Raw genomic sequence first — 20,630 nt, 5'->3', positions numbered from 1 at the left:
CTACGGCGGGGGACTCGTGCAGGACCGAGGGGAAACGTGCAGGAGCGACACAACCGAGGAGCCGCGACCACCGAGGGGGGCTTAGCAGTATGAGCCACGACTCCACTGCCGCGCCGGAAGCCGCGGCCCGGAAGCTTTCCGGGCGACGCCGCAAGGAGATCGTCGCGGTGCTGCTGTTCAGCGGCGGCCCCATCTTCGAGAGTTCCATACCGCTGTCGGTGTTCGGGATAGACCGCCAGGACGCCGGCGTGCCGCGCTACCGACTGCTGGTGTGCGGTGGCGAGGAAGGCCCCCTGCGGACCACAGGTGGCCTGGAACTCTCGGCGCCGCATGGCCTGGAGGCGATCTCACGGGCGGGCACGGTCGTCGTGCCTGCCTGGCGTTCGATCACCTCGCCGCCGCCGGAGGAGGCGCTCGACGCACTGCGCCGGGCGCACGAGGAAGGCGCCCGCATCGTCGGGCTGTGCACCGGCGCCTTCGTCCTCGCCGCGGCGGGCCTGCTGGACGGCCGACCCGCGACGACACACTGGATGTACGCACCGACGCTGGCCAAGCGCTATCCGTCGGTGCACGTGGATCCGCGAGAGCTGTTCGTCGACGACGGCGACGTGCTGACGTCGGCGGGCACGGCGGCCGGAATCGATCTCTGTCTCCACATCGTGCGGACGGACCACGGCAACGAGGCGGCCGGGGCACTGGCCCGCCGTCTGGTGGTCCCGCCGCGCCGCTCGGGCGGTCAGGAGCGCTATCTCGATCGGTCTTTACCGGAGGAGATCGGCGCCGACCCCCTCGCGGAGGTCGTCGCCTGGGCGCTGGAGCACCTGCACGAGCAGTTCGACGTGGAGACGCTCGCGGCGCGCGCGTACATGTCGCGCCGCACCTTCGACCGCCGGTTCCGCTCGCTGACGGGTTCGGCCCCGCTGCAGTGGCTGATCACCCAGCGGGTGCTGCAGGCGCAGCGGCTGCTGGAGACGTCCGACTACTCGGTGGACGAGGTCGCGGGCCGCTGCGGCTTCCGCTCGCCGGTGGCGCTGCGCGGGCACTTCCGCCGCCAGCTCGGCTCGTCGCCGGCCGCGTACCGGGCGGCGTACCGCGCCCGGCGTCCGCAGGGTGACCGACCGACGGACACGGAGCCCACGCCCGGACCGGGCCCGGTACCGCAGGGCCCGCCGCCCACGCCGTACCCGGAGGGCGGCCCCGTCCCGCTCCAGACCCGCCGCACCCCGGCACCCGTGGGCCCGCCCGCGCCTTCGGAGAACGGACGCGAGCTGTACGTCGGCGGCCGGGCAGCCCTGCCGGGCCAGCGCAGCGGAGCCTGACCTCGAGAACGCCGGACGGACTGACCGACCAGCCCGTCCGGCGTTTGAGGTCAGCACCGACGCGGGGCACCCAAGAACGGACGTCAGCCGTAGGGTGGGGCCCATGAACGATCGCATGGTGTGGATCGACTGCGAGATGACCGGCCTCTCGCTGTCCGACGACGCGCTCATCGAGGTTGCCGCCCTCGTCACCGACTCCGAGCTGAACGTCCTCGGCGAGGGCGTCGACATCGTCATCCGTCCGCCGGACGCGGCGCTGGAGACGATGCCGGAGGTGGTGCGTCAGATGCACACCGCGTCCGGGCTGCTGGAGGAACTCGCCGGCGGGACGACCCTCAAGGACGCCGAGGACCAGGTCCTCGCCTACGTCCGCGAGCACGTCAAGGAACCCGGCAAGGCGCCGCTGTGCGGCAACTCCGTCGGCACCGACCGCGGCTTCCTGCTGCGGGACATGCCGACGCTGGAGGACTACCTCCACTACCGGATCGTCGACGTGTCGAGCATCAAGGAGCTCGCCCGGCGCTGGTATCCGCGGGCCTACTTCAACAGCCCCGAGAAGAACGGCAACCACCGCGCCCTCGCCGACATCCGCGAGTCGATCGCCGAACTCCGCTACTACCGTGAGGCCGTCTTCGTGCCCCAGCCGGGCCCGGACTCCGACACCGCGAAGTCGATCGCCGCGAAGTACGTTCTGCCAGCTCAGTAGGTGTGTGAGGGGGGTCGCACCAGGGCGCCCCAAAAGGCGTGCGCGAGCACCCCTTCGGACCCTGTACACTTTTTCTCGGCCGGTCGGGGACTCCACGGAAGTCAACAACCGGACATGGTGGGTGTAGCTCAGCTGGTAGAGCACCTGGTTGTGGTCCAGGATGCCGCGGGTTCGAGTCCCGTCACTCACCCTTGATGATCAGCCGGTGACTTCATCGAAGTCACCGGCTGATTCTCTTTCCGCAGGGTCATCCGCCGGGCCGTAGGCTGCGGCGATGTCCGAACCCCGCACATCCGCCGAGCCGATCCGCACCGACCGGCTCGATCTCGTCCCGCTGCGCGTCGAGCACGCCGAGGAGATGGCCGTCGTGCTGTCGGACCCGGCGCTGCACCACTTCATCGGCGGCGCCCCGCACACCCTCGACGACCTGCGCGCCCGCTACGGACGGCTCGTCGCCGGAGCCCCTGACCCCGCGGTCTCCTGGTGCAACTGGGTGCTCCGGCTGCGCGCCGAGTCATGTCTCGTGGGCACCGTCCAGGCCACGATCACCGCCGACGGCGTCGCTGAGATCGCCTGGGTGGTGGGCCTGCCGTGGCAGGGGCGCGGGTTCGCCTCGGAGGCGGCGCGGGGGCTCGTCGACTGGCTGGGGCGGCGGTCGGTGCGTACGGTCGTCGCGCACATCCACCCCGAGCACCATGCCTCGGCCGCGGTGGCCGCCGCTGCGGGGCTGGCCGCGACCGAACAGGAGCGGGACGGCGAGACCAGATGGCAGTCGGTACTGCGCCCCTGATGCCGTCCCGCTCCCCGGCGGTGGCTACTCCACCGTCACGGACTTCGCGAGGTTCCGCGGCTTGTCGATGTCCCGGCCGAGGGCCAACGCCGTGTGGTAGGCGAGGAGTTGGAGCGGGATGCCCATCAGGATCGGGTCCAGCTCGTCCTCGTTCTTCGGGACGACGATCGTCTGGTCGGCCTTCTCCTGGTGCTGGTGGGCCACCGCGAGGATCTTGCCGCTGCGGGCCTTGATCTCCTCCATGGCGGCGCGGTTCTTCTCCAGGAGGTCGTCGTCGGGGACGATCGCGACCGTGGGCAGGGCGGGCTCGATCAGGGCCAGGGGGCCGTGCTTCAGCTCGGAGGCGGGGTAGGCCTCGGCGTGGATGTACGAGACCTCCTTGAGCTTCAGGGAGGCCTCGCGGGCGACCGGGTAGCCCCGGACACGGCCGATGAAGAGCATCGAGCGGGCCTCGGCGTACTCCTGGGCCAGCTTCTTGATCTCCTCCTCCTGCTCCAGCATCTCGGCGATCTGGGCGGGCAGCTTGCGCAGGCCCTCGATGATCCGCTTGCCGTCGCGGACGGAGAGGTCGCGGGTGCGGCCCAGGTGCAGGGCGAGGAGCGCGAAGGCCACCGTGGTGTTGGTGAAGCACTTCGTGGAGACCACGCAGACCTCGGGGCCGGCGTGGACGTAGATGCCGCCGTCCGCCTCGCGCGCGATGGCGGAACCGACGACGTTCACGACGCCGAGCACCCGGGCGCCCTTGCGCTTCAGCTCCTGGACGGCCGCGAGGACGTCGTACGTCTCACCGGACTGGGAGACGGCGATGTAGAGGGTGTCGGGGTCCACGACCGCGTTGCGGTAGCGGAACTCGGAGGCCGGCTCGGCGTCCGCGGGGATGCGGGCCAGCTCCTCGATCATCTGGGCGCCGATCATGCCCGCGTGGTACGAGGTGCCGCAGCCGAGGATCTTGACGCGGCGGATCTGGCGGGCCTCGCGGGCGTCCAGATTCAGCCCACCCAGATGGACCGTCGAGAAGCGGTCGTCGATGCGGCCGCGCAGCACGCGGTCCACGGCGTCGGCCTGCTCGTGGATCTCCTTGTGCATATAGGTGTCGTGGCCGCCCATGTCGTAGGAGGCGGCCTCCCACTCGACGGTGGTGGGCTCGGCGGTCGTACGCGTGCCCTCCGTCGTGTAGGTGCGGAAGTCGTCGGCCTTCAGCGTGGCCATCTCGCCGTCGTCCAGCGTCACTATCTGGCGGGTGTGGGTGACCAGGGCGGCGATGTCCGAGGCGACGAACATCTCCTTCTCGCCGATGCCGAGGACGACCGGGGAGCCGTTGCGGGCGACGACGATGCGGTCCGGGAAGTCGGCGTGCAGCACCGCGATGCCGTACGTGCCCTCGATCAGGCGCAGCGTCTCGCGGACCTTGTCCTCCAGCTTCTCCGCCTGCGAGCGGGAGATGAGGTGGACGAGGACCTCGGTGTCGGTCTCGGAGAGGAACTCGACGCCGTCGGCCTCCAGCTTGCGGCGCAGGTCGGCGGCGTTGTCGATGATGCCGTTGTGGACGACGGCGACCTTGCCCTCGGCGTCCAGGTGCGGGTGGGCGTTGACGTCGGAGGGGGCGCCGTGGGTGGCCCAGCGGGTGTGGGCGATGCCGGTGGTGCCCTTGAAGCGCGCGGGGACCTTGGCCTCCAGGTCACGGACCCGGCCCTTGGCCTTGACCATCTTCAGGGCGGGCGCCTTGGGGGAGGAGACGACCACACCGGCCGAGTCGTAGCCGCGGTACTCCAGGCGCTGGAGGCCCTCAAGGAGGAGGGGCGCCACGTCGCGCTTCCCGATGTATCCGACGATTCCGCACATATATATAGGTATCCCTAGCCGTAGACGATCCGGCGCAACTGGCGGAGCGTGAGCTCCGGCGGTGCCACCGTCCGGTATTTCAGGTCCGCCTCGATCCGTTCGAAGATCTCCGCGTTCACCAGGCCCTGGGCCTGGAGTTCGCGGTGGCGGCGACGGACGAACTCCTCGGTCGTCTCGTCGAAGTAGGCGAGCACGTCCTGGATCACCCGCGATGCCTCGCCCCGGCTGAGGGGCGTGCTGCGGGTCAGATGATCAACGAGGTCGTCGTGCACTCGGTAGATCCTGGGGTATGAGGGATCGCTTCGCAAGAATCCTGCCCGATTTCGGGCACGAGGGTGTCAGAGGGCTTTGGGAGAGTTATGGAACGCCCATGGGTGTTCGTTGGGCGGTTGTTCCGCGGGGGGATGTGTGCACCGGCCAGCTTGTGACGCCATGGACATACCTCGCATGGGAGTACCCCAGCACCTGGCCGAGCGCATGAGCATGGCCGAACAGCACGAGTACCTGCGCGCCAAGTTCTCCCGGCGCTCGATGATCAGAGGCGGCGCCGTCACCCTCGGTGCCGTCGCGGGCGGCGCGTTCGTGCCCGGCGCCACCGCCCAGGCGGCCGTACCGACGCAGAAGGCCGCCCCGCGCACCGAGACCGTCGACGGCGCCCTGGTCGCCCCCTTCGGCCGCCACCTCGCCTACGGCAACGACGCACGCACCGAGATGACCGTCTCGTGGCAGGTGCCGGTCGCCGTGAAGAAGCCGTTCGTCCGGATCGGCGCCCACCCCTGGGACCTCTCCCACAAGATCGAGGCCGAGGTCCGCAGCCTCTACACCCCGGCCGGTGTCGGAGCCAGCGCCGACCACACCCAGTACTACGTCCACGCCAAGCTGACCCACCTGCGCCCCGGCCGGACGTACTACTACGGCGTCGGACACGCCGGCTTCGACCCCGCCGAGCCGCACCTGCTCGGCACCCTGGGCACCTTCACCACCGCCCCCGCGCACAAGGAGCCGTTCACCTTCACGGCCTTCGGCGACCAGGGCGTCAGCTATCACGCGCTGGCCAACGACAGTCTGATCCTCGGCCAGAGCCCGAGCTTCCATCTGCACGCCGGTGACATCGCGTACGGCGACCCGGCGGGGCAGGGCAAGACCTCCGACACCGGCTTCGACTCGCGCACCTGGGACCAGTTCCTGTACCAGACCGAGTCGGTCGCCAAGTCCGTGCCGTGGATGGTGAGCTACGGCAACCACGACATGGAGGCCTGGTACTCGCCCAACGGCTACGGCGGCGAGGAGGCCCGCTTCACGCTCCCCGACAACGGGCCGGACAAGAAGCACCTGCCGGGCGTCTACTCCTTCGTCCACGGCAACACCGCGATCATCTCGCTCGACCCGAACGACGTGTCGTACGAGATCCCGGCCAACCTCGGTATCTCCGGCGGCACGCAGACCACATGGTTCGAGGCGCAGCTGAAGAAGTTCCGGGCCGCCCATGACATCGACTTCGTCGTCGTGTTCTTCCATCACTGCGCGTACTGCACCTCCACCGCGCACGCCTCGGAGGGGGGCGTGCGCCAGGAGTGGGTGCCGCTGTTCGAGAAGTACCAGGTGGATCTGGTCATCAACGGTCACAACCACCAGTACGAGCGCACGGATGTGATCAAGGGGGACGAGGTCGTCAAGAAGCTGCCGATCGGCGGCACGGCCTACCCCGAGACCGAGGGCGTCGTCTATGTCACGGCAGGCGCGGCCGGCCGCAGCCTGTACGCGTTCTCCGCGCCCGACTCCTACGAGGGGCACGAGAACGAGGTCGACTCCGTGGCCTCCTTCGTCAACCTCAAGGACGGCAAGAAGAACGAGACCGTCGCCTGGTCGCGGGTGCGGTACCTCAACTACTCGTTCCTGCGGGTGGACGTGAACCCCGCCCCGCGCGGCCGGTACGCCACCCTGAAGGTCTCGGGCATCGCCGAGACCGGTGACCGGATCGACCACTTCACGGTGGCCCGCAAGGCCAAGTAGGCCTCGCTACATCCGCTTCAGGACCGCCTGCTTGGCCATGGTGAACTCCTCGTCCGTCAGTACGCCGGTGCGATGCAGCTCGCCGAGTTCGCGCAGGCGGCGCAGGAGGGCGTCGTGGTCCTGGACCACGGGGTCCTCCTGCGGGACCTCGTCCTCGACCGGAGCGGACGGATGCGGAAGGCGGGCCTGGACCGCCGCCGCGACCAGGGCCATCAGCGGGTCCTTCTTGAAGCCCCACAGCTCCACGGCGTTCGGGTCGTACTTGGGCGGGGCCTTGGTGGTGGGCGCGTTCCGCACCACGAAGCGCAGGTGGCCGTTCTCCAGGCCCGCCGCCGGATGCCACTCCACGGCCGTGATGTCGGCGAGGCCGATGGAGCGGGTGCCGGCGGCGGCCTTGGCGTCCTCCGTCTTCCAGTTCCACTCCAGCCGGATGCGCTCGCCGTCGAAGCTGGCGGTGGCGTCCCCTGCGGAGACCGACAAGGGGAGGGGCGGGCCCGGCAGCAGGTAGCTGTCGACCGGATCGGCCGGGACCTCGTCCAGCAGCAGGGCGTTGCGGACCTCGTCCACGAAGTACTCGGCGACGCCGTAGCGGTCGGACTCCACGATCAGCTGATACGGGTCGTTGGGCTCGGCGAGCCGGCCGCCCGTGGCGTGCAGCAGCGGGTCGGCGCCGTCGCGCAGCCGCAGCCTGAGCCGCCCCGCCTTCTTGCCCTGCTCGAAGGAGACGCCCGCCAACGCGCCCAGCGGGACGACCAGTTCACCCAGCGTCTTGCGGAACAGGCTGACGTTCTTGTCCCGTCCGGGAGTCAGTCGCAGTGCGTCGCCGTCGAAGTCCCACGTGCCGTCCTTCTGGATGATTTCCGCCATGGGGTGGATTGTTCCACCTGTCTCACGAGAGGGTGGTCCAGACCTCTTGGAGCTCAACGGCTCGATGGCTCAACGGCTCGTCGAAGGGACGGTTTTGTGAGACACGGTCTTGTGAGACTCAGAACGCTGCGCCTTCTCGGTTCCCTGCTGCTGGTCGCGATGGGCGTCTCGGTGACAGGGGCCGCCCCCGCCGAGGCGGCATCGCCGGGACCGCTCGACCGGCTGGTCCCGGCGCCCGCCTCGGTCACCCCGGGCGGATCGCCGTACCGGATCACCAGCGGCACCCGGATACGCGTGGACGACTCCCGTGAGGCCCGCCGCGTCGGCGAGTACCTCGCGTCCGTCCTGCGCCCCTCCACCGGCTACCGCCTCCCCGTCACCGCCCATGGCGAAGGCGGCATCCGACTGCGCCTCGCCCAGGGCTCGTTCGGTGCGGAGGGCTACCGCCTGGACAGCGGCCGCGGCGGCGTCACCATCACCGCCGCGAAGCCCTCCGGGCTCTTCCACGGCGTCCAGACCCTGCGCCAGCTGCTGCCCGCCGCCGTCGAGAAGAACACCGTCCAGCCCGGCCCCTGGCTGGTCGCGGGCGGCACCATCCGGGACACCCCGCGCTACGGCTGGCGCGGCGCGATGCTCGACGTCTCCAGGCACTTCTTCACCGTCGACCAGGTCAAGCGGTACGTCGATCAACTCGCCCTGTACAAGTTCAACAAGCTGCATCTGCACCTCAGCGACGACCAGGGCTGGCGCATCGCCATCGACTCCTGGCCGCGGCTGGCGACGTACGGCGGCTCCACGCAGGTCGGCGGCGGGCCCGGCGGGTACTACACCAAGGCCGACTACAAGGAGATCGTCCGGTACGCCTCCTCGCGTCATCTTGAGGTCGTGCCTGAGATCGATATGCCGGGGCACACGAATGCGGCGCTGGCGTCGTATGCCGAGCTCAATTGCGATGGGGTGGCTCCGCCGCTCTACACCGGCACCGAGGTCGGCTTCAGCTCGCTGTGCGTCGGCAAGGACATCACGTACGACTTCGTGGACGACGTGATCCGGGAGCTGGCCGCGCTGACGCCGGGGAAGTATCTGCACATCGGCGGGGACGAGGCGCACTCCACGAGTCACGAGGACTATGTGAAGTTCATGGACCGGGTGCAGCCGATCGTCGCGGAGTACGGAAAGACCGTGGTGGGGTGGCATCAGCTCACCGGGGCCACTCCGGCTCCGGGCGCCGTCGCTCAGTACTGGGGGCTGGACAGCACGAGTGCGGAGGAGAAGGCGCAGGTTGCGAGGGCCGCGCAGAACGGGACCGGGGTCGTGCTGTCTCCGGCCGATCGGATCTACCTCGATATGAAGTACACCGCCGATACACCGCTTGGGCTGGACTGGGCGGGGCTGGTTGAGGTGAAGCGGTCCTACGACTGGGATCCGGGCGACTATCTGCCGGGAGTTCCTTCCGCCGCTGTGCGGGGCGTCGAGGCGCCGATGTGGACTGAGACGCTCTCGAAGTCCTCGGACCTCGAGTACATGGCGTTCCCGAGGCTGGCGGGGGTGGCTGAGCTGGGGTGGTCGCCGGCTGCCACGCATGACTGGGACGGCTACAAGGTGCGGCTCGCCGCGCAGGGGCCGCGGTGGGAGGCGTTGGGGATCAACTTCTACCGGTCGCCGCAAGTTCCCTGGTGAATGAAGACGGGCACCCCCGGAGGACCGTACTCCGGGGGTGCCCGCCAGCTCTGTGTGGGCCTGCTACAGCCCCGCTATCGGGTTCTTCAGGTTGCCCACCAGCTGCAATGCCCCCGCCGGATCCGCCAGATCCACCATCTGCTTGTTGTTGCGGAGCTGGAGGCGGTTGAGGCAGGACAGGGCGAACTCGGGGGCGAACATGTCGTACTGCTTGAACTTGTCGGCGAGTTCGGGCACCGAGTGCTGGTAGTCCCGGGTGACCTCGGCGACCGTGCGCCAGAAGTCGTCCTCCGTGAGGATTTCCTCGGCGGCGAGGTTCGCGGCGAGGAAGCGGAAGAAACAGTCGAACACGTCCGTGAAGATGGACAGGAGCTTCTTCTCCTCCGGGACGTCCACGCGCAGCCGCTCGACCGTGGGCGGCAGCACCGCGTCCACGTCCATGACGGCGATCTCCTCGGCGATGTCCTTGTAGATCGCGCGCTGGACGACGCCGTCCCTCAGGACCAGGATGACGTTCTCGCCGTGCGGCATGTACACGAGGTCGTAGGCGTAGAAGCTGTGGAGGAGCGGGGTGAAGTAGGCCTTCAGGTAGCGGCGCAGCCACTCCGTCGGGGTGAGGCCCGACTCGGTGATCAGCGCGCCCGCGAAGGACGCGCCCTCGTCGTCGACATGGACGAGGGAGGCCATGGTGGCCAGTGACTCGCCGTCCTTCAGCTGGGTCACCGGGCTCTCGCGCCACAGTGCCGCCAGCATCTTGCGGTACGGCGAGTAGCGGTCGGTGGCCGCCTCGTACTCCAGGTGCCGGTAGCCCACGGCGGCGCGCTCGCGGATGATCGACAGGCCCGTGGCCTTCAACACCGGGTCGTTGTCGATGAGTTGGGCCAGCCAGTCGTTGATGGCCGGGGTCGCCTCCATGTAGGCGGCGGACAGTCCGCGCATGAAGCCCATGTTGATGACGGACAGGGCCGTCTTGACGTAGTGCTTCTCGGGGCTGGAGGTGTTGAAGAAGGTCCGGATGGACTGCTGGGCCAGATACTCGTCGTCGCCCTCGCCCACGCACACGAGGTGCTTCTGGGCGACCTCGGCGGCGAAGGTGACCGTCAGCTTGTTCCACCACTGCCAGGGGTGGACCGGGATGAGGAGATAGTCGGCGGGGTCCAGGTCCTGGTCGTGCAGGACGGCGTGGAAGCGCTCGACGGTCTCCGCGCCCAGCTCGTCGCGTACGAAGGTCTCGTACCCGATGCCGACACCGGCCGTGAACGCGGCGCGGGAGCGATGGGCCGCCAGCCACACCAGGCGGACCGGGCTCGCGGTCTCGGGGGCGTACGAGAGGTACTCGTGGATGCCGAAGCCGAGCCGCCCGTTGTTGGCGACGAAGCAGGGGTGGCCCTCGGTCATGCCGGTCTCGATGGCCTGGAAGCCGGACTTCGCCAGCTCGGCGACCGGGACCTGCGGCTTGGTCAGCTTGTAGCAGGTGCCGGAGAGCGTGGAGGAGATCTCCTCCAGGTAGACCGGCAGGACCTCGTCGCTCAGGCCCAGGGACTTCTGGAGCTCGATGAAGAAGTCCAGGGCGGCGAGCGGGAGTTCGGCCCCGTCACGGTGGCGGGTGATCGAGTCGGCGTCGATCTGCCAGTGGTCGAGGGCACGGAGTACGGCCGTGAAGGTGTAGCGGGTGAGGCCGTCGTCGCTGCGGACGACGTACGCGCCGTCCTCGGCGGCCTCCGGTGTGATCAGGCGCTCGTGCGCGAACTCGGCGAGTGCCTTGCGGATCAGGAGGCGGTTGGCCCGCGCCCAGCGGTGGGGGGACAGATGCGCTACGGCGTCGGACAGGGTCATACGGCTACTCCTCCGGCGGCTGCTACGAACTGCTCACGGGTGCAGAAGCTGAGCAGCGCCTTCTTCTCCGGCTTCTGGATCTCGCGCTCGGGAACGAAGCCGACGGCTTCGTTCAGGGCGTGGACGGCCTTGTTGGACACGTCCGGTTCCACGACCACCCGCCGCACCTCCGGGTCCTCGAAGAGGTGCGCCATGACGGCCGTGATGACGGACCGGGTGAAGCCGCGGACGGGCCGGTCGGTGGGCGGCGTGAGGAAGTGCATGCCGATGTCGCCGGGTTGCGGCTCGTACAGGCCGACCAGCTCGCGGTGGGCGGGGTCGTACTTCTCCATCAGGAAGACGGGGACGCCGTACTCGTCGAGGCCGAGCAGCGCGTGGTGGTGCTCGTCGGCCGCGATCTCCATGTAGGCGCGCTCGACGTCGACCAGGCTCGCGTCCTGCATCATCCAGAAGGCCGCCTTGGGGTGGGTGACCCAGCCGTGCAGCAGCTCGGCGTCCTTCAGGGGGTCGAGGGCGCGGAACGTGAAGGTGTCTGTGCTGCTCATACCGAGAACTCCTGGAACGCGATCGTCTTCTCGACCGGGTAGTACTCGGTGCCGAGCAGCTCGCGGATGATGTACGCGTTCCGGTACGGGCCCATGCCCAGGTCGGGGCTGGTGATGCTGTGCGTGTGGACGCCGGCGTTCTGGAGGAACACTCCGCGGCCGGTGATGTCGACGGCGTAGTTGCGGGCGACGTCGAAGTTGCCGTGCGAGTCGTAGACCAGGCGGTCGCGCACGAGCTTGAGGAACTCCGGCTCGGCGTACTTGTAGCCGGTGGCCAGGACCAGGCCCTGCGAGTCCAGCTCGAACTCCTTGCCCTGCTCCTCCTGGCGGAAGGACAGCGTGTACGTGCCGTTCTCGTACCGCGCGCTGTTGAGGGAGGAGTTGGTGAGCAGGCGCGTGGGCACGGGACCGCCGAGGTTCTTCTGGTAGAGCAGGTCGAAGATCTCGTTGATCAGATCGCCGTCGATGCCCTTGAACAGGCCCTTCTGCTCGGTGGTCAGCCGGTAGCGGGTGGCCTCCGGCAGCTCGCGGAAGTAGTCGACGTACTCCGGCGACGTCATCTCCAGCGTGAGCTTGGTGTACTCCAGCGGGAAGAAGCGCGGGGAGCGGGTGACCCAGTTCAGCCGGTAGCCGTGGACGTCGATCTCGCTGAGGAGGTCGTAGTAGATCTCGGCGGCGGACTGCCCGGAGCCGACGAGAGTGATCGATTCCTTCTTCTGGAGCTCCTGCTTGTGCTGCAGATAGCGGGAGTTGTGGAGGAAGTCGCCGTCCAGGCCCTGGCAGGCCTCGGGTATGTAGGGCGGGGTGCCGGTACCGAGGACGAGATGGCGGGCGCGGTAGGTGTCACCGGCGGCGGTCTGTACGACGTAGACCTCGTCCTCGTACGTCACCTCCGTCACCGTCGTGCTGAAGCGGATGCTGCTCAGCTTGTTCGCGGCCCAGCGGCAGTAGTCGTCGTACTCGACGCGCAGCGGGTAGAAGTTCTCGCGGATGTAGAACGAGTAGAGCCGGCCCTTCTCCTTCAGATAGTTCAGGAAGGAGTACGGCGACGTCGGGTCGGCCAGGGTGACCAGGTCCGACATGAACGGGGTCTGGAGGTGGGCGCCGTCCAGGAACATGCCCGCGTGCCACTCGAAGTCGGGCTTCGACTCCAGGAAGACGCCGTCGAGTTCGTCGATCGGCTCGGTCAGACAGGCGAGGCCGAGGTTGAACGGGCCGAGCCCGATCCCCACGAAATCATGGGTTCTGGTCGGGTTTTCAGGACGCGCGGTCAAGGGACTCTCCCAGGTACTGCTCGGCGTGGCCGGCGATCAGATCGAGGACGGCGGCGATGTCCTCGGCCGTCGTCTCGGGGTTGAGCAGGGTGAACTTCAGGTAGTGCCGGCCCTGGACCTTCGTGCCCGCGACCACGGCGTCGCCGGAGGCGAACAGGGCCTTGCGGGCGTACAGGTTGGCGCGGTCGATCTCGGCGGGGTCGGTGACGGCGGCCGGGATGTAGCGGAAGACGAGGGTGGAGAGGTTCGGCTCGACCACGACGTCGTAGCGCGGGTCGGCGGCCAGCAGCTGCCAGCCCTCCACCGCCAGGTCGCAGACCTCGTCGAAGAGCTGCCCTATGCCGTCGGCGCCCATCACCCGCAGCGTCATCCACAGCTTGAGGGCGTCGAACCGGCGGGTGGTCTGGAGGGACTTGTCGACCTGGTTGGGGATGCGCTCGGTGACCATGCGCTTCGGGTTGAGGTACTCGGCGTGGTAGGTCGCGTGGCGCAGTGTCGAGGCGTCCCGGACCAGCACGGCCGAGGAACTCACCGGCTGGAAGAAGGACTTGTGGTAGTCGACGGTGACCGAGTCGGCGCGCTCGATGCCGTCGATACGGCCCCGGTACTTCACGGAGGCCAGCAGCCCGCAGCCGTAGGCGGCGTCGACGTGCATCCAGGTGCCGAACTGCTCGCACAGCTCGGCGATCTCGGGCAGCGGGTCGATGGAGCCGAAGTCGGTGGTCCCGGCGGTGGCGACGACGGCCATGGGGACGAGGCCGTCGCGGCGGCAGCGCTCCAGTTCGCGGGCGAGGGCGACGGTCTGCATCCGCTTGTCGTGGTCGACGGGGATGGACACGACGGCGTCCTGGCCGAGGCCCAGCAGTTTCGCGGACTTCTTCACGCTGAAGTGGCTGACCTCGGAGGCGAAGATGCGCAGTTTGGCGAAGGTGTCGGTCTTGGCCTCCTCGCGGGCGAGGAGCAGCGCCTGGAGGTTGGACTGCGTGCCGCCGGAGGTGAAGACACCGTCGGCGTTCGGGCCGAGCCCGATCCGGGCGGTCGTCCAGTCGATCAGTTTGCGCTCGATCAGGGTGCCGCCCGCCGACTGGTCCCAGGTGTCCAGGGAGGAGTTGACGGCGGAGAGGATCGCCTCGCCGAGCACGGCAGGGATGACGACCGGGCAGTTGAGGTGGGCGAGATAGCGGGGGTGGTGGAAGTAGATCGCGTCCCGGAGGTAGACGTCCTCCAGCTCGTCGAGCACCGCGGCGGTGTCCAGCAGCGGCTTGTCGAGGTCGATCGCGTCGATGGTCGGGGCGAGGGCGTCGACGGTGACACCGGTGAACGGACGGTCGGTGGCGGCGAGTTTGGCTGCCACCCGCTCTATACCTTCGGTCACGGAGCTGCGGTACCGCTCCGCGGTCGTGTCATTGAGCAGGTGCGAGCGCATGGGGAGGTCCTCCGGTGGGGACGGGCCGTGTTTGTGCGGGGGGTGCCGTGGTTCAACTTAGGTAAGCCTAACCTAACTAACGGAGGCTTAGGGCGGCCTCGACCGTGACCGTGATCACGTCGATCCCGGGAGTGACTACTCGGCGGCGCGCAGCTGTTCCTCGGTCATCCCCTGGCGCCAGTAGCCGACGAATGTCACCCTGCGCCGGTCGATCCCGCGTTCACCGACGAAGTGCCGCCGCAGCGCCTTCACCCGGCCGGACTCACCGGCGATCCAGACGTACGGGTGCTCGGCGGGCGGGAGTTGGGAGGCTCGGACGACATCCAGGGCGTCCTCCCGCACCAGCCAGGTGATCTCGGCGTCGGCCTCCGTCACCAGATCCTGGATGTCCCCGGCGTCATGCACCTCCAGCCACACCCGGGCACGGGTGCCGGCCGGCAGGGATTCGAGGATGGCGGAGACGGCGGGTACGGCGGTCTCGTCGCCCCAGATGACGACAAGGTCGGCGTCCTCCGGCGGCCGGAACCGGATCGCCCGGTTGTCCGCGATCGCGGGCCCGAGTAGCAGGACCCGGTCACCGGCGGCGGCCCGCGAGGCCCACTCGGACGCGGGTCCTGCCGGAGTGTGCAGCACGAAGTCGATGTCGATCTCGTCGGGGTTCCGGCGCAGGGAGCGCAGCGTGTACGACCGCATCACGGCCCGTACGTCGTCCGGCAGTTCCCGCCACCCCTGCCACCACCCGTCACCGAGCTCCAGCGGAACCTGCGGCTCGCTCTGCCCCGGGTGCGGCAGAAAGAGCGACAGGGACTGGTCACGCCCGTCGGAGAAGAAGTACGCGAGCTCGTCCCCACCAAAGGTGACCCGGACCATGGACGGCCCGAGCTGCCGCGTCCGTATGACTTGGAGGGAGAAGAAGCGGAAGGGGGCGGCGACGGCGGTGGTCATAGGGGGCAACTCCCAAATCGACGTCAGGTGTGCCTACTCAGGGGCGCGGGGAACTGCGCGACCAGCCGCAAACCGGCCCGCAGTCGCCCCACAACCCCAAGTGGCCGTCTCTTAGGCGACCTTCTTGGCCTTTTCGATGGCCTCGGCGAGGCTCGTGAGAAGCGGCGTGCACTTCGCATACGACAGAATCGGCTCAGGCGAACGCGCGATGACCTGCCCGGCCTTCACCGCAGGCAGCTTCTTCCAGGTCGCCTCGGTGATGTCAGCGGGCTGAATCGTCGAGGACCGGTCGTCCATCATGATGACGTCCGCCGGGTACTTGTCGACGTTCTCCCAGCTCAGCGACTCGAACCAGCCGCCACCCTCGGTCTTCGCGCTCTCCGGCGGCTCGACGAAGTTCACGCCGAGGGACTTGAAGTACTCAAGGTCGATGGAGAGGTTGGTGCCGGAGACGTAGAAGATGTCCTGGCTTGCGGAACCGGCCATCACCTTGATCTCGGGACGGGACTTCGCGGCCTTGCGCAGTCGCTCGGCGGCGGCCTCGAACTCCTTCTTCGAGGCCGCGACCTTGTCGGCCTTCATGTCCGCGCCGAGGGACTCGGCCAGCTCCCACATCTTCGCCAGCGGCTGGGTGATCTGGCGGTCGTAGACGGAGATCGCGGCGCTCGGCGCGAGCTTGGCGATCTTGTCCTTGGATGCCTCGGGGACGTACCAGAGGGTGCCGGCGCTGTCGAAGGTCGTGGAGATGAGGACCTCGGGGGCGAACGCGGCGTACTTCTCGACGTTGAACTGGTCCCACGCGTTGCCGAAGACCGTCAGCTTGCTGACGTCCATGTCGCCGGCCTGGACGTCGGCCTTGCCGCCCTTCGTCGTGGTCGGGCCGAAGACGCCCTTGACCTCGATGCCGTAGTCGTACAGGGCGGCGGCGACACCGACGAAGGCGACGATCTTCGTCGGGACCTTGTCGAGCTTCACCGTGGTGCCGCGGTCGTCCTTGAACGTCCAGGGGCCGGACTTGGCAGCGGTCGTGGCCTCGCCGGAACCACCGCTTTTCCCGTCGTCGTCCCCGCACGCTGCCAGCGCGGCCCCGAGGCCGAGGGCGCCGCCCGCGGCGAGGATGCCGCGACGGGTGAGGTGGGTGGCTCTGGCGTTGGGCATGGCTACGCTGCTTTCGAACAGGGCGGATCACCCGCCGGACAATTCGAAGGTAGGTTAGCCTAACCTGAGCTGATGTCCAGGGGTGGGGGCCCTTGTGATCGAAGCTGTTTACCTGCTGTGAGGGTGCCTCGGTAGATCAACAAGGCCCAACACCCTTGCAATCAAGGGATGTTGGGCCTTGTTCGGGTGGTCGGACGGGCTCAGCCCACCAGTCCCAGTTCCCGGGCGATCAGCATGCGCTGCACCTCGCTCGTACCCTCGCCGATCTCCAGGATCTTGGAGTCCCGCCACATACGGGCGACCGGGTACTCGTTCATGAAGCCGTAGCCGCCGTGGATCTGGGTGGCGTCGCGGGCGTTGTCCACGGCGATCGTGGAGGAGTACAGCTTCGCCAGCGCCGCTTCCTTCTTGAAGGGCTCCCCGGCCACGAGACGCGAGGCCGCGTCCCGCCACGCCAGGCGGGCCGTGTGGGCCTTCATCTCCATGTCGGCGATCTTGAACTGGATGGCCTGGTTGGCGCCGATCGGACGGCCGAAGGCGTGACGTTCCTTCGCGTACTTCACCGACTCGTCGACGCAGCCCTGCGCCAGCCCCGTCGCCAGTGCCGCGATGGCGATCCGGCCCTCGTCCAGGATGCGCAGGAACTGGGCGTACCCACGGCCCTGCTCGCCCAGGAGGTTGGCCGCCGGGACGCGGACGTCCTGGAAGGACAGCTCACGGGTGTCGGAGGCGTTCCAGCCGACCTTCGAATACGGCGCCGCGACCGTGAAGCCAGGTGTGCCGGACGGGACGATGATCGACGAGATCAGCGGCTTGCCGTCGGGCTTGCGTCCGGTCACCGCCGTGACCGTGACCAGGCCGGTGATGTCCGTACCGGAGTTGGTGATGAAGCACTTGGTGCCGTTGATGACCCATTCGTCGGTCTCCGGGTCGAGGCGGGCCGTCGTCCGCGTCGCCCCCGCGTCCGAGCCACCGTCGGGCTCGGTCAGCCCGAAGGCACCGAGGACCTCACCGGAGCACAGCTTCGGCAGCCACTCCCTCTTCTGCTCCTCCGTGCCGAAGAGATGGATCGGCATCGCGCCCAGCGAGACGCCCGCCTCCAGGGTGATGGCGACCGAGGAGTCCACCCGGGCCAGTTCCTCCAGCGCGATGCCCAGCGCCAGATAGTCGCCGCCCATACCGCCGTGCTCCTCCGGGAACGGCAGCCCGAACAGCCCCATGCGGCCCATCTCCCGCACGATCTCGTACGGGAACTCATGACGCTCGTAGAAGTCGCCGATCTTCGGCGCCACGACGTCGTGCGCGAACTCCTCCACCGTACGGCGGAGTTCCTCCAGTTCGGGGGAGAGACGGTGGTCCATGGCTGTTCACTGCTCCTTGTGGGAGAGGGCTCGTACGGTGCGGGACGGGCTGGGTCGGCCCAGTTGTTCGGCCATCCACGCGCTCGTGGCGACGAGACGGTCGAGGTCGACTCCGGTGTCGATGCCGAGGCCCCGCAGCATCCACACGAGGTCTTCCGTGGCGAGGTTTCCGGTGGCGGACTTGGCGTACGGGCAGCCGCCGAGGCCGCCGGCCGAGGCGTCGACGGTCGTGACGCCGTGCTCAAGGGCGGCGTAGGTGTTGGCGAGCGCCTGGCCGTAGGTGTCGTGGAAGTGCACGCCGATGACGTTCGTCGGCACGCCCTCCTCGTTGAGGAGGGAGAGGAGTTCGAGGACGTGGCCCGGGGTCGCCACGCCGATGGTGTCGCCGAGGCTCAGCTCGTCGCAGCCCATCTCCACCAGCGCCTTGCAGACCCGGGCGACCTGGTGGAGGGGTACCTCGCCCTCCCAGGGGTCGCCGAAGCACATGGAGACATAGCCGCGGACGTGCAGTCCCTCGTCCTTGGCGCGGCGCACCACCGGGTCGAAGACACCCAGCGACTCATCCAGCGTCCGGTTGAGGTTGGCCTTGGCGAAGGACTCCGTGGCGCTGGCGAAGACGGCGACGCGGCGAGCGCCCAGGGTCAGGGCGCGGTCCAGGCCGCGGGCGTTGGGGACGAGGACGGGCAGGTGCACCCCTTTCAGGTCGCTGACCAGTGGGAACAGCTGCTCGGCGTCGGCGAGTTGAGGCACCCACTTGGGGTGGACGAAGCTCGTCGCCTCGATCGTCGTCAGCCCCGCGTCGGCGAGCCGGCGCACGAACTCCGCCTTCACCTCCGTCGGCACGGTCGACTTCTCGTTCTGCAGGCCGTCGCGCGCGCCGACCTCGTGGATACGGACCCGGGCGGGCAGGTCCGCGGCAGGCACCGTCATGGGCAGCGTCATCAGTCCTCCTCCACCGGGGTGATGACCGCCAGGACCTGGTCCATGGCGACCGTCGAGCCGGGTGTGACATCGAGTTCGGCGACCGTGCCGGCGTGCGGGGCGGAGATGACGTGCTCCATCTTCATCGCCTCCACCACCAGCAGGCTCTGACCGGCGCTCACCTCGTCCCCTACGGCGACCTTCACCACCGTCACGGTCCCCGGCATGGGCGCGGTGAGCGAGTCGGCGCCCGCGTGGGCGGCCCCGGTGAGGGAGGCGGCCACCGGGTCGTGGTCGCGCACGTGCCAGGCGTCGCCGTCCCGGCCGAGCCAGTCGGCGGCGCGCTGGAAGGTGTGGCGTACGCCGTCGAGGGTCACGGACACGTCGTCGTCGGTGACGGTGGCGGCACCGCGCGGGGTGTACTCCACCGGGTCCTGGACGCGGAGAGGGAAGCTCGCGGGCCGGGGCGTGCCGCCCAGCCGCCAGCCGCTCGGCACCGAGAACGGGTCCGTCCAGCCCTCGCCCTTCGGCCGCAGCGCCTGATGCCGTACGGCCGCCGCCGCCTCGTACACCTCGTCGGGTACGTCCGTGGCGACCAGGTCGTCCACCACGCGCTCGACCAGACCGGTGTCCAACTCGCCCGCCACGACCGCCGGATGCGCGAGCAGCCGCCGCAGGAACCCGGCGTTGGTCTGCACGCCCAGCGTGACCGTCTCCGCGAGCGCCGCCCGGAGCTTCCTGAGCGCGGTCGCGCGGTCCGGGCCGTACGCGATCACCTTGGACAGCATCGGGTCGTACAGGCTGCCGACCTCCGTGCCTTCGCTGAGCCCGGAGTCGGTGCGGATGCCGTCGCCCTGGGGTTCGCGGAGCTTGAGGACGGTGCCGCCGGAGGGGAGGAACCCGCGCGCGCCCTCTTTAATGGACACAGTTTCCGCGCAGATACGGGCCTCGACGGCGTGACCGGTGAGCCGTACGTCGTCCTGCCCGAAGTCCAGCCGCTCGCCCGCCGCCACCCGCAGCTGCCACTCGACCAGATCCAGGCCGGTGACCAGCTCCGTGACGGGGTGTTCCACCTGGAGGCGGGTGTTCATCTCCATGAAGTAGTAGGAGGAGGGGTCGTTGCCCGGCACGATGAACTCGACCGTGCCCGCGCCCCGGTAGCCGCAGGACAGTGCCGCCTGGACGGCCGCCTCGCCCATCGACGCGCGCGTGCTCTCGTCCAGCAGGACGGACGGCGCCTCCTCGATGATCTTCTGGTGGCGGCGCTGCAACGAGCACTCGCGCTCGCCGAGATGGACGACATTCCCGTGGCCGTCGGCCAGCACCTGGATCTCGATGTGCCGGGGCCGGTCGACCCATCGCTCGACGAGGAGGGTGTCGTCGCCGAAGGAGGCGCGGGCCTCGCGGCGGGCGGCGGCGATCTCCTCCTCAAGCACGGACAGGTCCCGCACCAGACGCATGCCCTTGCCGCCGCCGCCCGCCGAGGGCTTCAGCAGCACGGGTGCGCCCAACTCACGGGCGGCATCGGCCAGTTCGGGATCCCGGCCGCCGGGGACGACCGGTACACCGGCCGTCTTCACCGTCTCCTTGGCGCGGATCTTGTCGCCCATGAGCGAGATGGCGTCGGCGGGAGGCCCGATGAAGACCAGCCCCGCGTCGGCGCACGCGCGCGCGAAGGCCGCGTTCTCCGCGAGGAAGCCGTAGCCGGGGTGCACGGCCTGGGCGCCGGTGCGGGCGGCGGCCTCCAGGAGCCGCTCGGCCGACAGATAGCTCTCGGCGGCCGGAGCCGGGCCGATCCGTACCGCCGTGTCGGCCTCCCGGACATGCCGGGCGTCGGCGTCCGCGTCGGAGAAGACGGCCACCGAGCGCACGCCCAGCGAGCGCAGGGTCCGGATGACCCGGACGGCGATCTCGCCCCGGTTGGCCACAAGCACGGTGTCGAACATC

At 69.0% G+C, this 20,630-nt stretch carries 17 protein-coding genes and 1 tRNA gene; 6 read left to right on the top strand and 12 right to left on the bottom strand.

What is annotated here, in order from left to right; genetic code table 11:
- The first annotated feature begins 89 nt into the window (after positions 1-89).
- The 4 genes from IE325_RS08850 (at position 90) to IE325_RS08835 (ending at position 2,815) form a co-directional block, all read left to right on the top strand.
- Positions 90-1,319, top strand: coding sequence for a helix-turn-helix domain-containing protein (locus tag IE325_RS08850; protein ID WP_190069159.1), 1,230 nt, complete (start codon positions 90-92; stop codon positions 1,317-1,319).
- A 103-nt stretch (positions 1,320-1,422) separates the two neighbouring features.
- A complete protein-coding gene (orn, locus tag IE325_RS08845; protein WP_190069158.1) occupies positions 1,423-2,025 on the top strand; it encodes an oligoribonuclease in 603 nt (200 codons plus the stop codon).
- A gap of 117 nt (positions 2,026-2,142) precedes the next feature.
- Positions 2,143-2,215 (top strand) — tRNA-His (locus IE325_RS08840).
- Between the two features lie 84 nt (positions 2,216-2,299).
- Entirely contained in the window at positions 2,300-2,815 is a 516-nt protein-coding gene (locus IE325_RS08835; protein WP_190069157.1) for a GNAT family N-acetyltransferase, read from the top strand.
- A gap of 24 nt (positions 2,816-2,839) precedes the next feature.
- Here IE325_RS08835 and glmS read toward each other — a convergent pair whose 3' ends face one another.
- Together glmS and IE325_RS08825 are read right to left on the bottom strand one after the other, a co-directional pair.
- Complete coding sequence (gene glmS, locus IE325_RS08830; RefSeq protein ID WP_190069156.1) at positions 2,840-4,657, bottom strand: glutamine--fructose-6-phosphate transaminase (isomerizing); 1,818 nt, start codon at positions 4,655-4,657, stop codon at positions 2,840-2,842.
- A 14-nt stretch (positions 4,658-4,671) separates the two neighbouring features.
- Positions 4,672-4,929, bottom strand: coding sequence for a hypothetical protein (locus IE325_RS08825; protein ID WP_190069155.1), 258 nt, complete (start codon positions 4,927-4,929; stop codon positions 4,672-4,674).
- A gap of 175 nt (positions 4,930-5,104) precedes the next feature.
- On the opposite strand from IE325_RS08825, the gene IE325_RS08820 reads away from it, so the two are divergent.
- Positions 5,105-6,670 carry a purple acid phosphatase family protein gene (locus IE325_RS08820; RefSeq protein WP_190069154.1) on the top strand — a complete coding sequence of 522 codons (1,566 nt, stop codon included), beginning with the start codon at positions 5,105-5,107 and terminating at the stop codon, positions 6,668-6,670.
- A gap of 6 nt (positions 6,671-6,676) precedes the next feature.
- Here the strand turns inward: IE325_RS08820 and IE325_RS08815 are convergent, their stop codons facing one another.
- Positions 6,677-7,537, bottom strand: a complete 861-nt coding sequence (locus IE325_RS08815; RefSeq protein ID WP_190069153.1) for a DUF4429 domain-containing protein — start codon at positions 7,535-7,537, stop codon at positions 6,677-6,679.
- 159 nt (positions 7,538-7,696) lie between these two features.
- Here IE325_RS08815 and IE325_RS08810 point away from each other — a divergent pair, with 159 nt between their 5' ends.
- Complete coding sequence (locus IE325_RS08810; protein WP_190069248.1) at positions 7,697-9,217, top strand: beta-N-acetylhexosaminidase; 1,521 nt, start codon at positions 7,697-7,699, stop codon at positions 9,215-9,217.
- Positions 9,218-9,280: 63 nt separating this feature from the next.
- Here the strand turns inward: IE325_RS08810 and IE325_RS08805 are convergent, their stop codons facing one another.
- From IE325_RS08805 to IE325_RS08765, 9 genes are all read right to left on the bottom strand, one after another.
- Positions 9,281-11,053, bottom strand: coding sequence for an IucA/IucC family protein (locus IE325_RS08805; RefSeq protein ID WP_190069152.1), 1,773 nt, complete (start codon positions 11,051-11,053; stop codon positions 9,281-9,283).
- Positions 11,050-11,598 (bottom strand): GNAT family N-acetyltransferase, encoded by a 549-nt coding sequence (locus IE325_RS08800; RefSeq protein ID WP_190069151.1) that lies wholly within the window; start codon positions 11,596-11,598, stop codon positions 11,050-11,052. The genes IE325_RS08805 and IE325_RS08800 overlap by 4 nt, the downstream gene beginning before the upstream one ends.
- The gene (locus IE325_RS08795) at positions 11,595-12,872 is read right to left on the bottom strand and encodes a lysine N(6)-hydroxylase/L-ornithine N(5)-oxygenase family protein (RefSeq protein ID WP_190069150.1); all 1,278 of its coding nucleotides are present in this window, start codon (positions 12,870-12,872) and stop codon (positions 11,595-11,597) included. The genes IE325_RS08800 and IE325_RS08795 overlap by 4 nt, the downstream gene beginning before the upstream one ends.
- A complete protein-coding gene (gene desA / locus IE325_RS08790) occupies positions 12,856-14,298 on the bottom strand; it encodes a lysine decarboxylase DesA (protein WP_190069149.1) in 1,443 nt (480 codons plus the stop codon). The genes IE325_RS08795 and desA overlap by 17 nt, the downstream gene beginning before the upstream one ends.
- A gap of 135 nt (positions 14,299-14,433) precedes the next feature.
- Entirely contained in the window at positions 14,434-15,243 is an 810-nt protein-coding gene (locus IE325_RS08785) for a siderophore-interacting protein (protein WP_190069148.1), read from the bottom strand.
- Positions 15,244-15,354: 111 nt separating this feature from the next.
- Positions 15,355-16,401 (bottom strand): ABC transporter substrate-binding protein, encoded by a 1,047-nt coding sequence (locus IE325_RS08780; protein ID WP_190069147.1) that lies wholly within the window; start codon positions 16,399-16,401, stop codon positions 15,355-15,357.
- A gap of 200 nt (positions 16,402-16,601) precedes the next feature.
- Positions 16,602-17,762 (bottom strand): acyl-CoA dehydrogenase family protein, encoded by a 1,161-nt coding sequence (locus IE325_RS08775; RefSeq protein ID WP_190069146.1) that lies wholly within the window; start codon positions 17,760-17,762, stop codon positions 16,602-16,604.
- A 6-nt stretch (positions 17,763-17,768) separates the two neighbouring features.
- Positions 17,769-18,704, bottom strand: coding sequence for a hydroxymethylglutaryl-CoA lyase (locus tag IE325_RS08770; protein ID WP_190069145.1), 936 nt, complete (start codon positions 18,702-18,704; stop codon positions 17,769-17,771).
- Positions 18,704-20,629 (bottom strand): acetyl/propionyl/methylcrotonyl-CoA carboxylase subunit alpha, encoded by a 1,926-nt coding sequence (locus IE325_RS08765; RefSeq protein WP_190069144.1) that lies wholly within the window; start codon positions 20,627-20,629, stop codon positions 18,704-18,706. Before IE325_RS08765 ends, IE325_RS08770 begins: the two co-directional genes overlap by 1 nt.
- Position 20,630: the final 1 nt, after the last annotated feature.

The organism is Streptomyces lanatus (assembly GCF_014655715.1).
Taxonomy (GTDB): domain Bacteria; phylum Actinomycetota; class Actinomycetes; order Streptomycetales; family Streptomycetaceae; genus Streptomyces; species Streptomyces lanatus.
This window is presented reverse-complemented; position numbering and strand designations above follow the sequence as displayed.